The organism is Pseudonocardia benzenivorans CB1190 (genome assembly GCF_000196675.2).
In the GTDB taxonomy this organism is placed as follows: Bacteria; Actinomycetota; Actinomycetes; order Mycobacteriales; family Pseudonocardiaceae; genus Pseudonocardia; species Pseudonocardia benzenivorans.
In genome coordinates this window covers 5802680-5820905 of the sequence record NC_015312.1, presented here as the reverse complement: position 1 = coordinate 5820905, position 18226 = coordinate 5802680, and the positions used below count along the sequence as shown (strand labels likewise).

The 18226-nt window shown below is 73.1% G+C and carries 17 protein-coding genes; 16 read left to right on the top strand and 1 reads right to left on the bottom strand.

Going from position 1 to position 18226, the window contains the following annotated elements:
• Nucleotides 1–12: 12 nt before the first annotated feature.
• Entirely contained in the window at nucleotides 13–675 is a 663-nt protein-coding gene (locus PSED_RS27400; RefSeq protein ID WP_013677490.1) for a response regulator transcription factor, read from the bottom strand.
• A gap of 22 nt (nucleotides 676–697) precedes the next feature.
• On the opposite strand from PSED_RS27400, the gene PSED_RS27395 reads away from it, so the two are divergent.
• From PSED_RS27395 to rplJ, 16 genes are all read left to right on the top strand, one after another.
• Nucleotides 698–1957 carry a sensor histidine kinase gene (locus PSED_RS27395; protein ID WP_013677489.1) on the top strand — a complete coding sequence of 420 codons (1260 nt, stop codon included), beginning with the start codon at nucleotides 698–700 and terminating at the stop codon, nucleotides 1955–1957.
• Nucleotides 1958–2292: 335 nt separating this feature from the next.
• Nucleotides 2293–3399, top strand: a complete 1107-nt coding sequence (locus tag PSED_RS27390) for an NDMA-dependent alcohol dehydrogenase (protein WP_041762554.1) — start codon at nucleotides 2293–2295, stop codon at nucleotides 3397–3399.
• A 9-nt stretch (nucleotides 3400–3408) separates the two neighbouring features.
• On the top strand, nucleotides 3409–4383 hold the full coding sequence (locus tag PSED_RS27385; protein ID WP_013677487.1) for a R2-like ligand-binding oxidase: 975 nt from the start codon (nucleotides 3409–3411) through the stop codon (nucleotides 4381–4383).
• On the top strand, nucleotides 4358–5329 hold the full coding sequence (locus PSED_RS27380; protein ID WP_013677486.1) for an oxygenase MpaB family protein: 972 nt from the start codon (nucleotides 4358–4360) through the stop codon (nucleotides 5327–5329). The genes PSED_RS27385 and PSED_RS27380 overlap by 26 nt, the downstream gene beginning before the upstream one ends.
• A 104-nt stretch (nucleotides 5330–5433) precedes the next feature.
• Nucleotides 5434–6501, top strand: a complete 1068-nt coding sequence (locus PSED_RS27375; protein WP_013677485.1) for an ABC transporter ATP-binding protein — start codon at nucleotides 5434–5436, stop codon at nucleotides 6499–6501.
• Nucleotides 6498–7277: an MlaE family ABC transporter permease gene (locus PSED_RS27370; protein ID WP_013677484.1), complete on the top strand. Its 780-nt coding sequence runs from the start codon at nucleotides 6498–6500 to the stop codon at nucleotides 7275–7277. Before PSED_RS27375 ends, PSED_RS27370 begins: the two co-directional genes overlap by 4 nt.
• Nucleotide 7278: 1 nt before the next feature.
• Nucleotides 7279–8121 carry an MlaE family ABC transporter permease gene (locus PSED_RS27365; RefSeq protein WP_013677483.1) on the top strand — a complete coding sequence of 281 codons (843 nt, stop codon included), beginning with the start codon at nucleotides 7279–7281 and terminating at the stop codon, nucleotides 8119–8121.
• Nucleotides 8118–9494, top strand: coding sequence for an MCE family protein (locus tag PSED_RS27360; RefSeq protein ID WP_013677482.1), 1377 nt, complete (start codon nucleotides 8118–8120; stop codon nucleotides 9492–9494). Before PSED_RS27365 ends, PSED_RS27360 begins: the two co-directional genes overlap by 4 nt.
• A complete protein-coding gene (locus PSED_RS27355; protein ID WP_013677481.1) occupies nucleotides 9491–10645 on the top strand; it encodes an MCE family protein in 1155 nt (384 codons plus the stop codon). The genes PSED_RS27360 and PSED_RS27355 overlap by 4 nt, the downstream gene beginning before the upstream one ends.
• The gene (locus PSED_RS27350) at nucleotides 10642–11607 is read left to right on the top strand and encodes an MCE family protein (RefSeq protein WP_013677480.1); all 966 of its coding nucleotides are present in this window, start codon (nucleotides 10642–10644) and stop codon (nucleotides 11605–11607) included. The genes PSED_RS27355 and PSED_RS27350 overlap by 4 nt, the downstream gene beginning before the upstream one ends.
• Before the next feature lies 1 nt (nucleotide 11608).
• Nucleotides 11609–12940 (top strand): MCE family protein, encoded by a 1332-nt coding sequence (locus PSED_RS27345; protein ID WP_013677479.1) that lies wholly within the window; start codon nucleotides 11609–11611, stop codon nucleotides 12938–12940.
• Entirely contained in the window at nucleotides 12937–14238 is a 1302-nt protein-coding gene (locus tag PSED_RS27340) for an MCE family protein (protein ID WP_013677478.1), read from the top strand. The genes PSED_RS27345 and PSED_RS27340 overlap by 4 nt, the downstream gene beginning before the upstream one ends.
• Entirely contained in the window at nucleotides 14235–15461 is a 1227-nt protein-coding gene (locus PSED_RS27335; protein WP_013677477.1) for an MCE family protein, read from the top strand. The genes PSED_RS27340 and PSED_RS27335 overlap by 4 nt, the downstream gene beginning before the upstream one ends.
• A gap of 89 nt (nucleotides 15462–15550) precedes the next feature.
• Nucleotides 15551–16132, top strand: a complete 582-nt coding sequence (locus tag PSED_RS27330) for a hypothetical protein (protein WP_013677476.1) — start codon at nucleotides 15551–15553, stop codon at nucleotides 16130–16132.
• A gap of 58 nt (nucleotides 16133–16190) precedes the next feature.
• Entirely contained in the window at nucleotides 16191–17342 is a 1152-nt protein-coding gene (locus PSED_RS27325) for a hypothetical protein (RefSeq protein WP_013677475.1), read from the top strand.
• A 275-nt stretch (nucleotides 17343–17617) separates the two neighbouring features.
• Nucleotides 17618–18193, top strand: a complete 576-nt coding sequence (rplJ, locus tag PSED_RS27320; RefSeq protein WP_013677474.1) for a 50S ribosomal protein L10 — start codon at nucleotides 17618–17620, stop codon at nucleotides 18191–18193.
• Nucleotides 18194–18226: the final 33 nt, after the last annotated feature.

Below are 18226 nucleotides of genomic sequence, written 5' to 3'. Positions count from 1 at the left end.
CGCCCGACGTCGCTACGAGGGCGGGGGGCCGTCCAGCAGCCCGGCCCGTCCGGCGAGCGCCGCGGCCTCGATCCGGTTCGCCGCACCCAGCTTGTGCAGCAGCGACGCGATCATCCGCTTGGCCGTGCGCTCGCTCACCAGCAGCGGCCGGGCGATCTCGCTGGTCTCCAGGCCCCGAGCGAGCATCGTCCACAGCTCGACGTCGCGGTCCCCGAGCCGGTCGAGCAGCCCGTCGGCGGGGCGGTCCGCGGCCGCGAGCAGGGCGTCGAGCAGCTCGGGGCGCAGCACCCGGACCCCGGCGACCATCGCGAGCAGCGGGGCGACGAGCACCTGCGGATCGGCAGACTTGCCCAGATACCCGTCGGCCCCGGCGCGCAGCGCGGCCGCGGCCAGCTCGAGGTCCTCGGTGCCCGACAGGGCGAGCACCCGTGTCGCCGGGTAGGCGGCCTTGACGCGCCGGATCGTCTCCACCCCGCCCAGCGGCGGCAGCGCGAGATCGACGATCGCGATGTCGGCCCCGTGCCTGCCGACGAGCGCCACCGCCTCCTCGCCCGCCGTCGTCGATCCCGCGACCAGGAAGTCGGCGCCCGCGCGCGACTCGAGCAGCAACGCCAGACCCTCGGCGAAGAGGGCGTGATCGTCGACGATGACGACGACGTGCCGACGGTCCTGCACGGCGCGACCCTACTGTCGGCCCGTGCACCTTCGGCAGGAACTCGCCGGTCCGGCGGTCGGCGAGCGCGACCGCGCGGTCGACGAGCAGTGGACGACGTCGGTACTGCGGCTGCTCGTCGTCCTCGCGGTGGGGTTGGCGCTGGCGATCGGGCCGCAGCTCGCCCGCGGCATGCTCCCCGCGGCGTGGGCGCTCGTCGCGACGACGAGCTGCTACGCCGTCGCCCAGGTCGCCGCCGCCCGGCGTGGCCGGGTCCTGTTGCCGCCCTGGCTGGTGACCGTCGTCGACGGCGCGCTGGTCGTCGTCGGCTGTGCGTGGACGGGTGGGGCCGAGAGCGTGCTGGTCGCCGCGTTGCCACTGGTGGCGATCGCGGCGGCGCTGCGCGGCGGGGCCGTCGCGGGCCGGCTGGGGGCGCTCGCGCTCGGTGCCGGGTTCACCGCCGCCGCGGTCCTCGGTTCCGACGCCACCGTCCCGCTCGGCCACCGGTTGCTCGCCGGGGCCTGGTGGTCGGGCTTCCTCGTCACGTTCGCCGTGCTCGTCGGGGTGCTCGTGCGGATGTTCGAACGCCAGGTCCGGACCGCCGAGGAGGAGCGGGCGCTGCGGGCGCGGCTCGTCGCGACGCAGCGGGCCCGCATCGACGGCGTCCGGGTCGTCCTGCACGAGTTCCGCACCCCCGTCGCGTCGCTGTCCGCGCTGGCGGGCGACCTCGCCGCGGGCCGGCTCGACGGGCCGGCGCGCGACCGCGCCGTCGCCCTGCTCGCCGACCACGCCACGCACCTCGGCGACATGCTCGACGGGCTCGCCGACCTCGCCGTCGCCGACGGCAGCCCGCTCGGGCGGGTCCGGGAGCGGACCGTCGTGCTCGCGGAGCTGGCGGACGCCGTGCTCGACGCCGCGGGGGTCGCACCCGCTCGGCGGCTCGCGACGGTCGAGCCTCCCGGCGCCGCGGTGCGAGCCGATCCGCAACGGCTGCGCCGGCTGCTGACCAACCTCGTGGAGAACGCCGCCCGGCACGGTGGCGACGCGCCCGTCGAGCTCGCGCTGGCCTGGTCGGACGGACTGCTGACCGCCGAGGTCCGTGACCGGGGGCCCGGCCTGCCTGCGGGGCAGGAGGGACTGGTCACCGCCAAGGGCGTCGCGCTGGGGGAGCGGCGCGGGACGGCGGGGCTGGGGCTGTGGATCGTCGAGGCGCTCGTCGCGGCGATGGACGGCGAGCTCGCGCTCGTCCCTCGCGACGGCGGCGGCCTCGTCGCGCGCCTGGCCCTGCCGCTGCCGCCGGCCTGACGCAGCGCGCCCGACGGTGGCCGCACACCGCCGCACGGTCCTCCCGCAGCGCCCCGACGACAGTGAGGGTGCGCGCGGGCGGTGACGCGCAACCTCACGGTCGTCGCGAGGCGGCGACGCGACCGTGAGGTTGCGGTCGGGGTCGGGGTCGGGGGCGGGTGGGCGGACCTCGGCCCTGCCGGACCCGCGGGCGGGCTCCGGCTGTGCCGGGACACGATCGTCGGGGCGGCGGGCTGTGCGCGGGGCATCACGCGGACGGGTGGTGGCACCTGCGGGCCAGGTGAGGCGCGGCCGAACCGGTGCGCGCCGACGTGATCGCGGTCATGCTGGGCGCCATGCGGACGACAGCAGCGGTGCTGTGGGAGGTCGGGGGCAAGTGGGAGGTCGGCGAGGTCGATCTCGACCCACCTGGGCCCGGTGAGGTCCTCGTCGAGCTGGCGGCGAGTGGGCTCTGCCACTCCGACGAGCACCTGGTGACGGGTCAGCTCCCGGTCGGGCTGCCGATCGTCGGCGGCCACGAGGGCGCGGGCCGGATCGCCGCGCTGGGCGAGGGGGTCACCGAGGTCGCGGTCGGCGACCCGGTGGTGCTCGCGTTCCTGCCCTCGTGCGGGCGGTGCACCTGGTGCGTCCGCGGCATCACGAACCTCTGCGACGACGGTGCGGGTGCCACCCTCGGCCCGCAGCTCGACGGCACCTACCGCTTCCACGCCGGCGGCGAGGACATCGGCCAGATGTGCCTGCTCGGGACGTTCGCCAAGCACACCGTCGTCCCCGTCAAGTCGGTGGTGCCCGTCGACGAGGGATTCCCGCTGCACCTGGCCGCGCTCGTCGGCTGCGGCGTCACGACGGGCTACGGGTCCGCGACCAAGACGGCCGACCTGCGCGCGGGCGACACGGCCGTGGTGATCGGGTGCGGCGGCGTCGGGGCCAACGCGATCCAGGGCGCGCGCATCGCCGGCTGCCGCTACATCGTCGCGGTGGACCCGGTGGAGTTCAAGCGGGACAAGGCGATCGAGTTCGGCGCGACGCACGTGGCGGAGAGCATGGACGCGGCGTGGAACGTCGTGTCCGAGCTGACCCGCGGGCGGCTGGCCGACGCCGCGATCCTGACCGTCGGGGTCGCGCTGGGCGAGATGATCCAGCCGGCGCTGGAGCTCGTGGGCAAGCGTGGCCGGGTCGTGGTGACGGCACTGGCACCGCGCGGCGACGAGACCGCCGCGTTGTCGCTGCTCGACGTCACCGTCTACGAGAAGCAGATCCGCGGCGCGATGTTCGGCAGCGCCAACAGCCAGCACGACATCCCGCGGCTGCTCGAGCTGCACAACACCGGGCAGCTCAAGCTCGACGAGCTGATCACGCAGGAGTACGCGCTCGAGGACGTCAACCGCGGCTACGAGGACATGCGGGCGGGCCGCAACATCCGCGGGCTCATCCGGTACTGAGGGGGAGCGATGACCAGGAGCATCGAGCACGGGAAGCGGACCGGTTTCGCGAGTCTGGCGAACAAGGGGCTCAACCGGGACTCGTTCCCGATGCGGCTGTTCGCCAAGGGCAACGCCCGGCACTGGAACCCCGCCGACATCGACTTCAGCCAGGACGCCCGCGACATCGCCGCGATGACCGACGACGAGCGCTGGTGGACCTTCGCGCTGGCCGCGCAGTTCATGGCGGGGGAGGAGTCGGTGACGCAGGACCTGCAGCCGTTCGTCGCCGCGATGGCCGCGGAGGGCCGGCTGGCCGACGAGATGTACCTGACGCAGTTCGTCTTCGAGGAGGCCAAGCACACCGACGCGTTCCGCCGCTGGTTCGACGCCGTCGGCATGACCGAGGACCTGCATCCGTTCATCGAGTTCAACGAGCACTACATGCAGATCTTCACCCAGGAGCTGCCCGCCAGCCTGTACGCGCTGGCCGCCGACCCCTCACCGCGCAACCAGGTCCGGGCGTCGGTGACCTACAACCACATCGTGGAGGGCACGCTCGCGCTCACCGGCTACTTCACGTGGGCGAAGATCTGCACGAGCCGCGGCATCCTGCCGGGCATGCAGCAGGTCATCAAGCACATCGGTGACGACGAGCGCCGCCACATGGCGTGGGGGACGTTCACCTGCCGCCGCCACGTCGCCGCCGACGACGCGATGTTCGACGTGGTCGACGAGCGGATGCAGGAGCTGATGGTGCCCTCGATGGGGGTGGTCACCGGCACCTTCGAGAAGGTCGAGGCCGACGGCGGGCAGGTCCCGTTCGACGTCGACATGAACGAGCTGGCCGAGTACGCGATGGACAAGCTGGGCCGCCGGCTCGGAGCGATCGAGTCCGCCCGCGGCGCCGATCTGGCGGTGATCGACGTCGACGCCTCACCCGAGGCGTTGGAGGAGCGGTTCCACGCGGAGGACTCCCGTGAACTGGCTGCCGCGGCGCGTTAGGACCCGGTTCGCCCGCCGCGACGCGCTGGCCGAGCTCGACCCGGAGACCGACTTCCACGAGATCTACCGGCAGCTCGCGCTGTACGAGTTCCCGTGGGACATCAACCAGGCGTTGAGCTTCGCGCTGTTCCGGACCTACGCCGTCCCGTCGATCGGCCGGCTGCTGCACCGGACGGGGGAGTTCACCCGCCGCGTCCAGAAGCGCTACGACGACACCGGCCTGCTGCTGGAGGCGGTGCTCGAACACGGCTTCGACGCCGAGGAGGGGCGGGCCGCGATCCGCCGGGTCAACCGGATGCACCGCGGCTACGACATCTCCGACGACGACATGCGCTACGTGCTGTCGACCTTCGTGGTGACGCCGATCCGCTGGCTCGACGCGTACGGCTGGCGCAGGCTCACCGAGGACGAGAAGACGGCGTCGGCCAACTACTACCGCGAGCTGGGCAGGCACATGGGCATTCCCGACGTGCCCGCGACGTGGCGCGAGTTCACCACCCTGCTCGACGGCTACGAGGCCGCGCACTTCCGCTACGACCCCGGGTCGCGCACGGTCGCCGACTCCACGCTCGCCCTGCTGGCGACGTTCCCGCCGAACCACCTGGCCCCGCGTCCGGCGGTCGACGCGTTCGCCCGCTCGTTGATGGACGAGCCGCTGCGCCGGGCGCTGGCGTACCGGTCGCCGCCGCGGGCCGTGGAGGTCCTGTCACGGAAGGCCCTGCGGCTGCGCGGGCGGGTCGTCCGGTTCATGCCGGTGCGGACGGAACCCAGCATGTTCCGCGACCTCCCGGGCGTGCGCAGCTACCCGCAGGGGTTCACCGTCGAGGGACTCGGGACGTTCCCGACGGGGTGCCCCGTGACGCAGGGCAGCGACGGTTCGGACACCCGGCCGCAACACGCCCTCCGTTCGGACCAACTTGGGGGCGGGACCACAACTCGCCAGTAACCCACCCCGACCAGCCTCGTTGACCGGTTGTCGGTAGCCGCCTGCGCGCTCCCCAAGCACCCGCGGCGGCGTTCCGCGTTCACGGTCGAATGGAGGCGCGCCGCGTGCCGGGTGTCGAGGTGAAGGTCGAAGGACTGTCGAAGTCCTTCGGTCGCGCGAACATCTGGTCCGACGTGACGCTCACGCTCCCGCCCGGCGAGGTCAGCGTGCTGCTCGGCCCCTCGGGCACCGGCAAGTCCGTCTTCCTCAAGACCCTGATCGGGCTGCTCAAGCCGGAGCGGGGCTCGATCGTCATCCACGACACCGATCTCGTGCGCTGTTCGGAGTCGCGGCTCTACGAGCTGCGCAAGCTCTTCGGGGTGCTGTTCCAGGACGGCGCGCTGTTCGGGTCGATGAACCTCTACGACAACATCGCGTTCCCGCTGCGCGAGCACACGAAGTTCTCCGAGGCGAAGATCGCCGACATCGTCGCCGAGAAGATGGAGATGGTCGGCCTCACCGGCGACGAGAAGAAGCTGCCGGGGGAGATCTCCGGCGGCATGCGCAAGCGGGCCGGCCTCGCCCGCGCTCTCGTGCTCGACCCCGAGATCATCCTGTTCGACGAGCCCGACTCCGGCCTCGACCCCGTGCGCACCGCGTACCTGAACCAGCTGATCATCGACCTCAACGCGCAGACCGACGCGACGTTCCTGATCGTCACCCACGACATCAACACCGCGCAGACCGTGCCGGACAACATCGGGATGCTCTACCGCAAGCACCTGGCGATGTTCGGGCCGCGTGAGGTGCTGCTGACCAGCGAGGAGCCGGTCGTCGCGCAGTTCCTCAACGGGCGACGGCAGGGTCCGATCGGAATGAGCGAGGAGAAGGACACCGCGCAGGCCGAGCGGGAGCTGGCCGAGGCCGGTGAGCTCGCCGGGCTGCCGCCGTTGAAGCCGCAGCTGGAACCGTCGGCGGGGCTGCCCGAGCGGCGGGCCGTCGCCCGCCGCCGCGAGCGCGTCGAGTCGATGCTGCACACCCTCCCGCACGCCGCCCGGGACGCGATCCGGGAGTCGTATGCGGACGAGGCGCCGACGGGGTGGATGCCGACCGTCGACGACGACCCGACCACGCAGCTCCCGGTCGTGCGCGAGGACTCCGTCGACCCCGAGGGGCGGCACCGCCTGTCATGACCGCGCCCAGCCCCGTCACCCGCGCGCTGACCCCGGTCGGCCAGCTCTTCGCGCTGGGTGTCGACATCGTCCGGATGACGTTTCGGCGGCCCTTCCAGCTCGGCGAGTACATCGAGCAGACGTGGTTCGTCACCAAGGTCTCGGCACTGCCGACGGCCCTGTTCACCATCCCCTTCGGCGCGACGATCGCACTGCTGCTCGCCGAGCTCACCCGCCAGTTCGGTGCCCAGAGCCAGACGGGCGCGGGCAGCGTGCTCGCGATCGTCCAACAGGCGGCGCCGATCGTCACCGCCCTGCTGATCTCCGGCGCCGGTGGCAGCGCGGTGTGCGCCGACCTGGGCGCCCGCACCATCCGCGAGGAGATCGCGGCGATGGAGGTGCTCGGCATCTCGCCGATCCAGCGCCTGGTCGTGCCGCGGGTCCTCGCCATGGCGACGACCGCGCTGGTGCTCAACGGGCTGGCCACCGTCGTGGGCGTCGCGGGCGGCTACTTCTTCAACGTCGTCGTGCAGGGCGGCACGCCCGGTGCCTACATCGCCAGCTTCTCCGCGATCGCGCAGGTCAGCGACATCGTCGTGTCGGAGGTCAAGGCGGCGCTGTTCGGCTTCACCGCGGGCGTCGTCGCCGCCTACCGCGGGCTCAACCCGCCGCCCGGTGCCAAGGGGGTCGGCGACGCGGTGAACCAGGCCGTCGTCATCTCGTTCGTGCTGGTGTTCCTGATCAACCTCATCCTCACGGCCCTGTACCTGCAGATCGTCCCGCCGAAGGGGGTCTGAGGTGAGCACCGCGTTCGGCACCAGGACCCGCCGCGCGCTGCGCGGGCCGCTCGACCAGCTGGCGGAGCTCGGTGACCAGCTGTCGCTCTACGCGCGGGCGATCGCGTGGATCCCGCGGACCGTCCGGCGCTACCGCGGGGAGATCGCGCGGCTGCTGGCCGAGGTCAGCTTCGGGTCCGGAGCGCTGATCGTCATCCTCGGCACCGCGGGCGTGATGGCGGCGCTGTCGCTGTTCGTCGGCTCGCTCGTCGGGCTCCAGGGCTTCCGCGCGCTCGACTCGCTCGGCGTCGAGGCGCTCACCGGCTTCATCACGGCCTACTTCAACACCCGCGACATCGCGCCGCTGGTGGCGGCGTCGGCGTTGACCGCGACGCTCGGCGCCGGGTTCACCGCACAGCTCGGCGCGATGCGCATCTCCGAGGAGGTCGACGCGCTCGAGGTCATGGCCGTGCCGAGCGTGCCGTTCCTCGTCACGACGCGGGTGATCGCCGGGATGATCGCCGTGATCCCGATGTACACGATCGGCCTGCTGGCCAGCTTCGTCGCGTCCCGGCTCAACGTGACGGTGGTCAACGGGCTGCCCGGCGGCACCTACGACCACTACTTCGACCTGTTCCTCCCGGTCAGCGACGTGCTGTTCTCCTATCTCAAGGTGATCGTCTTCTCCGTGGTGATCATCCTGATCCACTGCCACTACGGGTACCGGGCCAAGGGTGGTCCGGCGGGCGTCGGGGTCGCGGTGGGCCGGGCGGTGCGGCTGTCGATCGTCTCGACGGCCGTGCTCGACTTCTTCCTGACGCTGGTCATCTACGGGACGTCGACCTCGGTGCAGGTGGCCGGATGAGGTCCACCCGCCGGGTCCTGCAGGGCGTCGCGTTCATCGCGGTGATCGCCCTGATGGTCGGGCTCGCCGTCGCGAAGTACGCCGGCGCGTTCGACTCCGGCGTCCCGGTGACCCTCGACGTCGACCACGTCGGCGCCCAGCTCAACACGCGGGCCGACGTGAAGGTCCGCGGCATGGTCGTCGGCCGGGTCGAGGACATCACCACCAACGGGGCGCGCGCCGTCGTCACGATGGAGATCGACCCCGACAAGATCGACGCGATCCCGGCGGACGTGTCGGCCCGGCTGCTGCCCAAGACGCTGTTCGGCGAGAAGTACGTGTCTCTGGTCCCGCCCGCGACGCCGGCGGGCGGGCACCTGCGGGCGGGCGACGTCATCCCGGAGGACCGCAGCCGGGCCGCCGTCGAGCTCGAGCGGGTCCTCGACGGGCTGCTGCCCCTGCTGCGCGACGTCGAGCCGCAGCAGCTGGCCACGACGCTCGGCGCGCTGTCCCAGGCGCTGTCCGGGCGCGGCGAGGAGCTCGGCCACACGCTCGTGCAGCTCGACACGCTGCTCGAGGGCCTCAACCCGAGCCTGCCGGACCTGAACGCCGACATCACCCAGCTCGCCGACTACGCCGACAACCTCGACGGTGCGGCACCCGACCTGCTGAACGCGCTCGACGACCTGCGCACCACCAGCACGACGATCGTCGACGAGAGCGCGAACCTGCGGGCGTTCGAGGCCTCGGTCACCGGCGCGTCCGACGACCTGACCGGTTTCCTGCGGGCCAACGGCGACAACATCGTGGCGCTCTCGGCGTCGAGCCGCCCGACGCTGGAGTCGCTGGCCCGCTACGCCCCCGAGTTCCCCTGCTTCTTCCAGCAGATGGCCGGGCTGGTCCCGTTCGCCGACAACGCGTTCGGGAAGGGCACCGACAAGCCTGGCATCCACATCACCCTGGAGATCGTCAACAACAAGGGCAAGTACAGCCCCGGCGAGGAGCCCCGCTACCTCGACGACCGCGGCCCGCGCTGCTACCCGATCACCTATCCGGGCGCGCAGAGCCCGCCCGACGGCCCGTTCCGCGACGGGTCGAAGCCCTCCCCGCCGCCCGCGGGCAACCCGGTCGGCAACCCGTCGGCGTTCGGCGTCGACACCTACGGCACCTACGACGGGTCGTCGACGTGGGGCGGGGTCCGCGGCGGCAGCCCGGCGACCAACGAGCCGGCGTCGTGGCGCACCGGCATGGGTCTGGCCAACTCCCCGGGCGACCGGCAGATGATCTCCGAGCTGGTGGCGGTTCAGCAGGGCACCTCGCCCGCGCAGGTCCCGAACTGGAGCAGCATGCTCGTCGGCCCCCTCTACCGCGGCAGCGAGGTGACGCTGACGTGAGCCGCGTCCCCGTCGCACCGCTGGTCAAGTTTCTGGTGTTCGCGCTGGTCACGGCACTGGCGACGACCGTGCTCGCGCTGACGATCGCCAACGCGCAGGGTGGTGACCGGACGGCGTACAGCGCCCGGTTCACCGACGCGTCGGGCCTGCTCCCGGGCGACGACGTGCGGATCGCGGGCGTCGTCGTCGGCAGCGTCGACGACGTGAAGATCGTCGACCGCCGGTTCGCCCAGGTCGACTTCAGCGTCGACTCCGCGCAGAAGCTGCCGGGCTCGGTCACCGCGGCGGTGCTCTACAAGAACCTGATCGGGCAGCGCTTCCTCTCCCTGGCGCAGGGCCAGGGCGGCAACCCGGTGCCGCTGCCGCCGGGCGGGGAGATCCCGGTCGACCGCACGACGCCGCCGCTCGACCTCACGACGCTGTTCAACGGCTTCAAGCCGCTGTTCGCCGCGCTCGATCCCGACCAGGTCAACACGCTGTCGATGGAGATCGTCGAGGTCCTGCAGGGCCAGGGCGGGACGGTCGAGAGCCTGCTGGCGAGCACGGCGTCGCTGACCAACACGATCGCCGACCGCGACCAGGTGATCGGGCAGGTCATCGACAACCTCGACACGGTCCTGCAGACGATCTCCGACCACGACGACCAGCTGAACGACCTCCTCGTGTCGCTGCGCCGGCTCGTGTCGGGGCTCGCCGAGGACCGCAGGCCCATCGGCGACGCGATCTCCTCGCTCGGCGACCTGACGACGACGACCGCGGGCCTGCTCGAGGAGGGCCGGCCCGCGTTGAAGCAGGACATCGCGTCGCTGGGGAACCTCACCGACCAGCTCAACCAGGGCGAGCCGACGATCGAGCACTTCCTGCAGTTCGCCCCGACGAAGCTCAACACGCTGTCGCGGGCGTCGAGCTACGGCAGCTGGTTCCAGTTCTACCTGTGCGGGTTCAGCGGGTCGGTCGGGGTCGGTGGCCTCGTCCCGGCGCAGGAGCTGCCCGTCTTCACCTCCGACGCACCGCGCTGCGGCGCCGACCCGGGCGGCTCCGGCGGGCAGGACCCGCCGCTGCTGCCCGCGCCGTCCAACCTGCCGCTCCCGACGGGCGTGCCGGCCCTGCCGGTGCCGTCGAACCTCCCCCTCGTCGGCGGTGGCTCGTGACAGTCCTGAAGCGTCCCGTCCCGCTGGCCGTGCTGGGCATCGTCGTGCTGCTCGTCGGCGGGCTGCTGGCGTTCAACGGGCCGTCGCTGTTCGGCGGGACGACCTACTCCGCGGAGTTCACCGAGGCCGCGGGCCTGCAGCCGGGGGACAAGGTCACGGTCGCGGGCGTGGAGACCGGCCGGGTCCGCAGCGTCACGCTCGACGGCGACCACGTGCTGGTGACGTTCCAGGTCGACGACGCCTGGATCGGCGACCGGACGACGGCCCTGATCGGGATCCGCACCCTGCTCGGCGCCAAGTACCTCGCGCTCGACCCGCAGGGCACCGCCGACCTGGACCCGGACACGGTCATCCCGCGCTCGCGGACCGCGTCGCCGTTCGACGTCGTCGAGGCGTTCAACGGGCTGTCCGGCACCCTCGACCAGCTCGACACGACCCAGCTCGCGAAGAGCCTGACGACGCTGGCCGACACCTTCCGCGGCTCGGCGCCCGACGTCCGCGGCGCGCTCGACGGCCTCTCCCGGCTCTCGACGACGATCGCGAGCCGCGACGACCAGCTGCGCAGCCTGCTCAAGGGCACGAACACGCTGGCGACGACGCTGGCCGACCGGCGCGGCGACATCGACTCCCTGCTGTCGGACGGCAACCTCCTGCTCGGCGAGCTGCAGCAGCGGCGCGACGCCATCGCGACGCTGCTCACGGGGACCCGCGCGCTGGCCACGCAGCTGCGCGGGCTCGTCGCCGACAACACCGACCGGCTCCGCCCGACGCTGGAGTCGCTCGACAAGGTCGCGGACGTGCTGCAGCGCAACCAGGACAACCTGTCGCAGGTGCTGCAGAAGGAGGCCGTCTTCGTGCGGCTGTTCACCAACGCCGTCGGCAACGGGCACTGGTTCGACAACTACATCTGCGGCCTGCTGCCCACGCCGAGCATCGGCCCGCTCAACCCGGGGGGATGCTGAGATGCCCGGCTGGGCCCGCGACCGCGCGCGGATGCAGATCCTCGCGCTGGTCTCGGTCGTCGCGGTGCTGCTGGCGGCGGGGATCTGGCTGGCGACCGGGGGCACCGGCCGCCGGGTCACCGCGTACTTCACCAACGCGTCGGCGCTGTTCGACGACAACGCCGTGACCGTGCTCGGGGTGAACGTCGGCACGATCGACAAGATCACCCCGCAGGGCACGCAGGTACGCGTCGACATGACGATCACCGACCCCGACGTGCAGCTGCCCGCCGACGTCAAGGCCGTCGTGGTGTCGCCGAGCCTGGTGACGGGCCGCTACGTCGAGCTGGCCCCGGTGTGGACGGGCGGCCCCCGGCTCGCCGACGGCGCCGTGATCCCGCTGGAGCGCACGGCCGTCCCGCTGGGTGTGGACGACCTCAGCCGCACCGCCACCCAGCTCGCCGACGCGCTCGGCCCGAACGGGGCGAACAAGACCGGAGCGCTGTCCGACGTCCTCGGCGTCGCCGCCGCCAACCTGGACGGCAACGGCCAGGCGCTCAACGACACCATCCACAACCTCGGACAGCTGTCGACGACGCTGTCCGGGTCGAGCGACGACCTCTTCGGCACCATCACCCAGCTGCAGAAGGTCACCGAGACGCTGAAGAACGACGACGGCACCGTCCGCGAGTTCACCGACCGCCTCGACTCGGTCACCCGAACCCTGGCCGACCAGCGCGAGGACCTGGGCGGGGCGCTGCAGGAGCTGTCGCTGGCCCTCGGCGAGGTGCAGGCGTTCATCGCCGACAACCGCGCGGCGCTGAAGTCCGACGTCGACAAGCTGACCGACGTCACCGGCACCCTCGCCGACGAGCAGCGCGCCCTCGCCGAGATCCTCGACGTCGCGCCCGCCGCCGTCGGCAACCTCTCCAACACCTACAACGGTGCCTCGGGGACGCTCGACACCCGGGCCAACATCAACGAGCTGTCGTTCCCGCCCGTGCTGTTCCTGTGCACGATGCTGCAGCGCTCGGGGACCGTCCCCGCGCCCCTCGGCGACACCTGCAGGTCGCTGGAGCCGGTGATCTCCGGTGCGGTGCCGCTGCCCAGCGCGGCGGCCGTCATCACGTCGTTGCAGCAGGGGCAGGTACCGGCGTTCCCGGCGATGGCCGTGCCGGTCGACCCGCCGATCGGGCTGACCGCGCCCGCGCTCACCCCGCCCACGACGGGCGCGCCGGCTGCGCCGTCGCACTCCGCCGCGACGTCGTCGGCGACGGCACCGTCCCCGTCGACGACGCCGGCCACGAGTGCCCCGCCCGGACTGCTCCCGGGGCTGCTGGGAGGTGGCCGATGAGGCGCGCGCTGCGGCTCGCGGTCTCGACGGCGCTCGTCGGAGCGCTGTTGTCGGGCTGCGGGGTGTTCTCCGGCGGGCTACGCGGCGTCGACCTGCCCGGGGGCGCCGACCTCGGTGACGACCCGTACAGCGTCACGATCCAGTTCGCCGACGTCGCCGACCTCGTGCCGCAGTCGCTGGTGAAGGTGGCCGACGTGTCCGTCGGCACCGTCTCCGACATCCGCGTCGACCCCGCGACCTGGAACGCCGTCGTCACCGTGAAGGTCAACCACGACGTGACCCTGCCCGCGAACGCGGTCGCCAGGGTCCGCGACACCAGCCTGCTGGGGGAGAAGTTCGTCGAGCTCGCCCCACCCGACCAGGGCGCCACCGGCACGCTGAGGAACGGCGCGACCATCCCGATCTCGGCGACGAGCCGGGCGGCCGAGGTCGAGGAGGTGCTCGGCGCGCTGTCGATGCTGCTCAACGGCGGCGGCGTCGGCCAGATCCGGACGATCACCACCGAGTTGAACAAGGCCCTGGCGGGCAACGAGCCACAGATCCGGTCGCTGCTGGCCGATCTCGACACCCTCGTCGGCACGCTCGACGCGCACAAGTCGGAGATCACCCGCGCGCTGGACTCGATCAACCGCCTCTCGGCGACGCTCGCGGCCCGCAAGGACCAGATCGCCGGCGCGCTGCAGGACCTCGGGCCGGGCATCCAGGAGTTGGCCGACCAGCGCGCCCAGCTCGTCGACATGCTCCAGGCGCTCGACCGGCTCTCCCAGGTGGGCACGGACGTCGTCGACCGCTCCCGTGACGACCTGCTCGCCGACCTGAGGTCGCTGCAGCCGACCCTGTCGAAGCTCGCCGAGGCCGGGCAGAACCTGCCGAACTCGCTGCAGATGCTCGGCACGTTCCCGTTCACCGACGCCGCGGTCCCCGGCTTCGCCGGCGACTACGCCAACCTCTACGTCCGCGCCGACCTCGACCTCAAGGACCTGCTCGACAACCTCGCCCGCTCCCCGGAGCCCCCGATCGGGCCCGACGCCCCGTTGCTCAGCGGGCTCCCGGCCACGGCGCAGCTGCTCGCACCGCTGCTCGGCGGTGACCCGAACCGGCCGGCGTTCCCGCTGCTCGGCCAGGTCCCGACGCCGCTGACGACGCAGGACCCGCAGACGGCGCCGCCCCCACCGCCCGCGCCCGACGCGACGACGCCCGCCCCACCCCCGGCACCGGGCGCCCCGGCCGCGACCACGACCACGCCGCCACCCCGCGACGGCGGGCTCGTCGGCGGGCTGCTCGGAGGGGGCCGATGATCACCCGTACGGTCCGCAGGCAGCTGTTCGCGCTGCTCGTGATCACCCTCGTCGGCGTCGGCTACGTCGGCATCCGGTACGCGGGGCTCGGAACCGTCTTCGGGGCGACGACCTACCCGGTGACGATGCAGCTCGCCGACTCCGGCGGCATCTTCTCCGGCGCCGACGTCACCTACCGGGGGGTGAGCGTCGGACGGGTCGGCGACCTGACCGTCACCCCCACCGGCGTCGACGTGCGCCTCGACATCGACCGGACCGCCCCCGCCATCCCCGCGGACCTGCACGCCGCCGTCCGCGACCTCTCGGCGATCGGGGAGCAGTACGTCGACCTGTCCCCGGACTCGACGGGCGGGCCGATGCTCGGCGCAGGCTCGGTCATCCCGGCGGCGCGCACGTCGGTGCCGGTGCCGGTCGAGGACCTCGTCTCCAGCCTGGACGGCTTCGTCCGCTCGGTGCCGCTCGACTCGCTGCGCACCGTCGTCGACCAGCTGGGGACGGCGTTCGCGGGCACCGCCCAGCCACTGCAGCAGCTGCTCGACACCAGCAAATCGTTCACCGCGGCCGCCGTCGCCGCGCTGCCGCAGACGACCTCGCTGCTCAGCGACGGGCGGACCGTCCTCACCACGCAGAACGACGTCGCCGGGCAGTTCACCGACTTCAGCCGGAACCTCGCGCTGCTCGCCGCGCAGCTCAAGACGTCCGACCCCGACCTGCGCCGGCTCATCGAGGCCGGACCCGGCGCGGCCGACGAGGTCAGCGGCCTGCTCGCCGAGAGCGGCAGCGGGCTGGGACAGATCATCGCCGACACGCTGACGGTCAGCCGGGTCGCCGAGCCGCGCCAGGCCGGGCTGCGCCAGCTGCTCGTCACCTATCCCGGTGTCGTCGCCAGCGGTTACACGACCGTCCCCGGCGACGGCACCGCGCACCTCGGGCTCGTCGTGAACCTCTTCGACCCGATCGTCTGCGAGCAGGGCTACGGCGGCACGCCGCGGCGGCCCGGCAACGACGTCGCCGAGACCCCGGTCAACGCCGGCGCCTACTGTGCCGAGCCGCCCGGCAGCCCCACCGACGTCCGTGGCGCGCAGAACGTCCCGCGCGCGGCGACACCGAAGCCGCCTCCGGGTACGACGAGCGCAGGGAGCGGCCAGGTCCTGCCGGCGGGGTCGGCGCCCGACCCCTGGCGCGTCCCACTCGGCACCCCCGCGCAGATCCTCGAGCCCTGAGCAGCGATGACCCGACACCTCGACCGGACGACCCCGTACCTGACCGCAGTCCCCGATGGCAGGCTCCCCGCCTCCGGATGGAGTGCCCGATGACGACACACGCCCCGGAACGACCCGTCCCCGAGGCCGGCACGCCCGGCGCCGACGCCGCGCCCACCGGCGGGCAGGGCGCCACCCGGTTCCGCCGTGGCCTCTCGATCGCCGTGGTCGTCGGTGTGGTGCTGGTGCTCGTCACCGGGATCCTGTGGCTCGTCACGGCGACCAGCGGCTCGACGCGGCTGGCCCAGGACCGTGACGCCGTGCTCGTCGCGGCCCGGCAGGCGGGCGAGACGGTGACGGCCGTCGACAAGTCCGACGCCGCCGGGACCGTCGCCCGCTGGGAGGCCGTCGCCACGGGTTCGCAGCTCGACGAGCTGCAGACCAGCCACGACCAGTACGTGCAGATGATCGGCAAGCTGCCGGCGAGCGCGCACGGCACGGTCACCGACGCGGCCGTCGCCGAGCTCGACGACCGGGCCGGCACCGCACGGGTGCTCGTCGGCATGGACGTCACGCTCGACGACGGCGGCAAGACCCCGCCGACGCGCCAGCGCGTCCAGATGGAGATGACGCGCACCGACGACGGCTGGAAGGTCGCCAAGATCGACCCGGTCGGCGGCGCGGCGGGCTGATCCCGCCCCGCACCCGTCCGGAACCCCGAGGTCGACCGACTCCCAGGAGGTCACCGACATGCCCCCGACCCACCGCCGCCGCCCGTCGGGCGTCCGCACCCCCCGCGTCGCCGGCCGCGTCCCCGCCGGCACCCGGCCCGACCCGGCCGGCGCCGACCCCCGCGAGCCGGCCAGGGGACCGGAGACCCGGCCCGACGTCGCGGCCGACACCGAGGCCCGGCCCGCGCGGCGCCGCTCCCGGCCCCGGGGCGTCCCGGTGGCGCCGTCCCGGGCGGCTGCCGCCGTGCGGACGGCGCCGGAGCCGGCCGACGTCGACGCCCGGGACACGCCCGCGACGGCCGATCCCGCCGACGCAGTCGCGACAGCCGCGGTCCCCACCGACGCGGCCGGCACCGACGGGGATCCGGCCGACGCGCCCACGACCGACGCGCCCACGACCGACGTGCCCGCGGTGGTCGCGCCCCGTCGGCGCGGCCGCGGGTTCCGCACGCGTCGCGCGGCGACCGCCGCCGGCGGCGAGCCCGGCGCGACCGACGACCTCGACGACCTCGACGACCTCGACGACCTCGACGACCTCGACGACCTCGACGACCTCGACGACACCGAGGACACCGAGGACACCGAGGACCCCGAGGCCGGCGCGGCACCACAGCGGGCCCGCCGCCTGCGGGCCCTGCCCCGCCGTCTCCCCGTCGCGACCACCCCGCGCTCGACGGCCGCCGTCGCCGCCGTCGCCGCGGTGCTGCTGCTGGCCGCCGCGTTCATGGGCGTGTCGTGGTGGCGCACCGCGCACTCCGCCGCGGTGGAAAACACCGCGCTGGTCGACGTCGGGGCGACCGCGCAGGTCTCCCAGCAGCTCGGCGACGCGGTGAGGAAGATCTACTCGTTCGACTACACGCGCCTCGACCAGAACCAGCAGGCCGCCCGGGCCGTCATCACGCCGGACTTCCAGGCCGAGTACGACAAGCTCTTCGACCAGGTCCGCACGCTCGGCACGCAGCAGCAGGCCGTCGTCACCGCGACGATCTCGCAGATCGCCGTCCGCGAGATCCACGGCGACACCGCCGTCGCGGTCGTGTTCGTCGACCAGCAGGCCACCAAGGCCGCGGCGGCCGACGGGCAGACCCAGGCCGCGTCGGCGGGCCGGCTGACCGTCACGGGCAAGCTGGTCGACGGCGTCTGGAAGGTCGCCGACGTGCAGGTCCGCTGAGCCCGCTCACGAGGGCCGTGGCGGCCCCGCGCGCAGGTACCCGCGGCCGGGCGCGTACTCTCGACGTCGGTTCCACCGAAGACCGCAGGTCTGCGGCGCCGGGGTGAGTGTCCCGGCCCGTACGAAGGTCCCGTGCACACGGGCGGCCCGCGCAGGAGGACGAGGTTCCGGGCCGATCGTGCCTGTACGCCCCGTGCGCTCCTGCGCCGGGGCGTTCGTCGTTCCTCGGGGGTCGGAGGCGGTGGATCGCACCGACACCGAGAGGAGGCACAGGGATGGCCCGACCCGACAAGGTCGAGGCGGTCGACGAGATCGCCAACCGGTTCCGGGGCGCGACCGCCTCGGTGGTCACCGAGTACCGCGGCCTCACCACGGCCCAGCTCACCGAGCTGCGCCGCTCGCTCGGCCCGGACGCCACGTACCGCGTCGCCAAGAACACCCTGGTGAAGCGGGCGGCTGCGGATGCGGGCGTCGAGGGTCTCGACGCACTGCTGACCGGCCCGACGGCCATCGCCTTCGTCCAGGGCGAGCCCGTCGACGCGGCCAAGGCGCTGCGCGACTTCGCCAAGGCGCACCAGGGCCTGGTGATCAAGGGCGGCTTCATGGACGGTCGCCCGCTGACCGTCACCGAGGTCAACCAGCTCGCCGACCTGGAGTCCCGCGAGGTCCTGCTGGCCAAGCTGGCCGGCGCGATGAAGGGCAACCTGGCCAAGGCGGCCGGCCTCTTCGCGGCGCCCGCGTCGCAGGTCGCGCGTCTCGCGCAGGCGCTGGCCGACAAGCGTGCCGCCGAGGGTGGGGAAGCCCCCGCCGCCGAGGCCGCGAGCGAGTCCGCCGCCGAGGCGTCCGAGTAACTCGGTGACCGGCGAGAGCCGATCACCCCACCC

Coding starts and splice junctions, on each gene's coding strand:
- PSED_RS27335 (WP_013677477.1), top strand. CDS start 14,235: ATGATCACCCGTACGGTCCGCAGGCAGCTGTTCGCGCTGCTCGTGATC.
- PSED_RS27345 (WP_013677479.1), top strand. CDS start 11,609: ATGCCCGGCTGGGCCCGCGACCGCGCGCGGATGCAGATCCTCGCGCTG.
- PSED_RS27330 (WP_013677476.1), top strand. CDS start 15,551: ATGACGACACACGCCCCGGAACGACCCGTCCCCGAGGCCGGCACGCCC.
- PSED_RS27385 (WP_013677487.1), top strand. CDS start 3,409: ATGACCAGGAGCATCGAGCACGGGAAGCGGACCGGTTTCGCGAGTCTG.
- PSED_RS27340 (WP_013677478.1), top strand. CDS start 12,937: ATGAGGCGCGCGCTGCGGCTCGCGGTCTCGACGGCGCTCGTCGGAGCG.
- PSED_RS27325 (WP_013677475.1), top strand. CDS start 16,191: ATGCCCCCGACCCACCGCCGCCGCCCGTCGGGCGTCCGCACCCCCCGC.
- PSED_RS27390 (WP_041762554.1), top strand. CDS start 2,293: ATGCGGACGACAGCAGCGGTGCTGTGGGAGGTCGGGGGCAAGTGGGAG.
- PSED_RS27370 (WP_013677484.1), top strand. CDS start 6,498: ATGACCGCGCCCAGCCCCGTCACCCGCGCGCTGACCCCGGTCGGCCAG.
- rplJ (WP_013677474.1), top strand. CDS start 17,618: ATGGCCCGACCCGACAAGGTCGAGGCGGTCGACGAGATCGCCAACCGG.
- PSED_RS27360 (WP_013677482.1), top strand. CDS start 8,118: ATGAGGTCCACCCGCCGGGTCCTGCAGGGCGTCGCGTTCATCGCGGTG.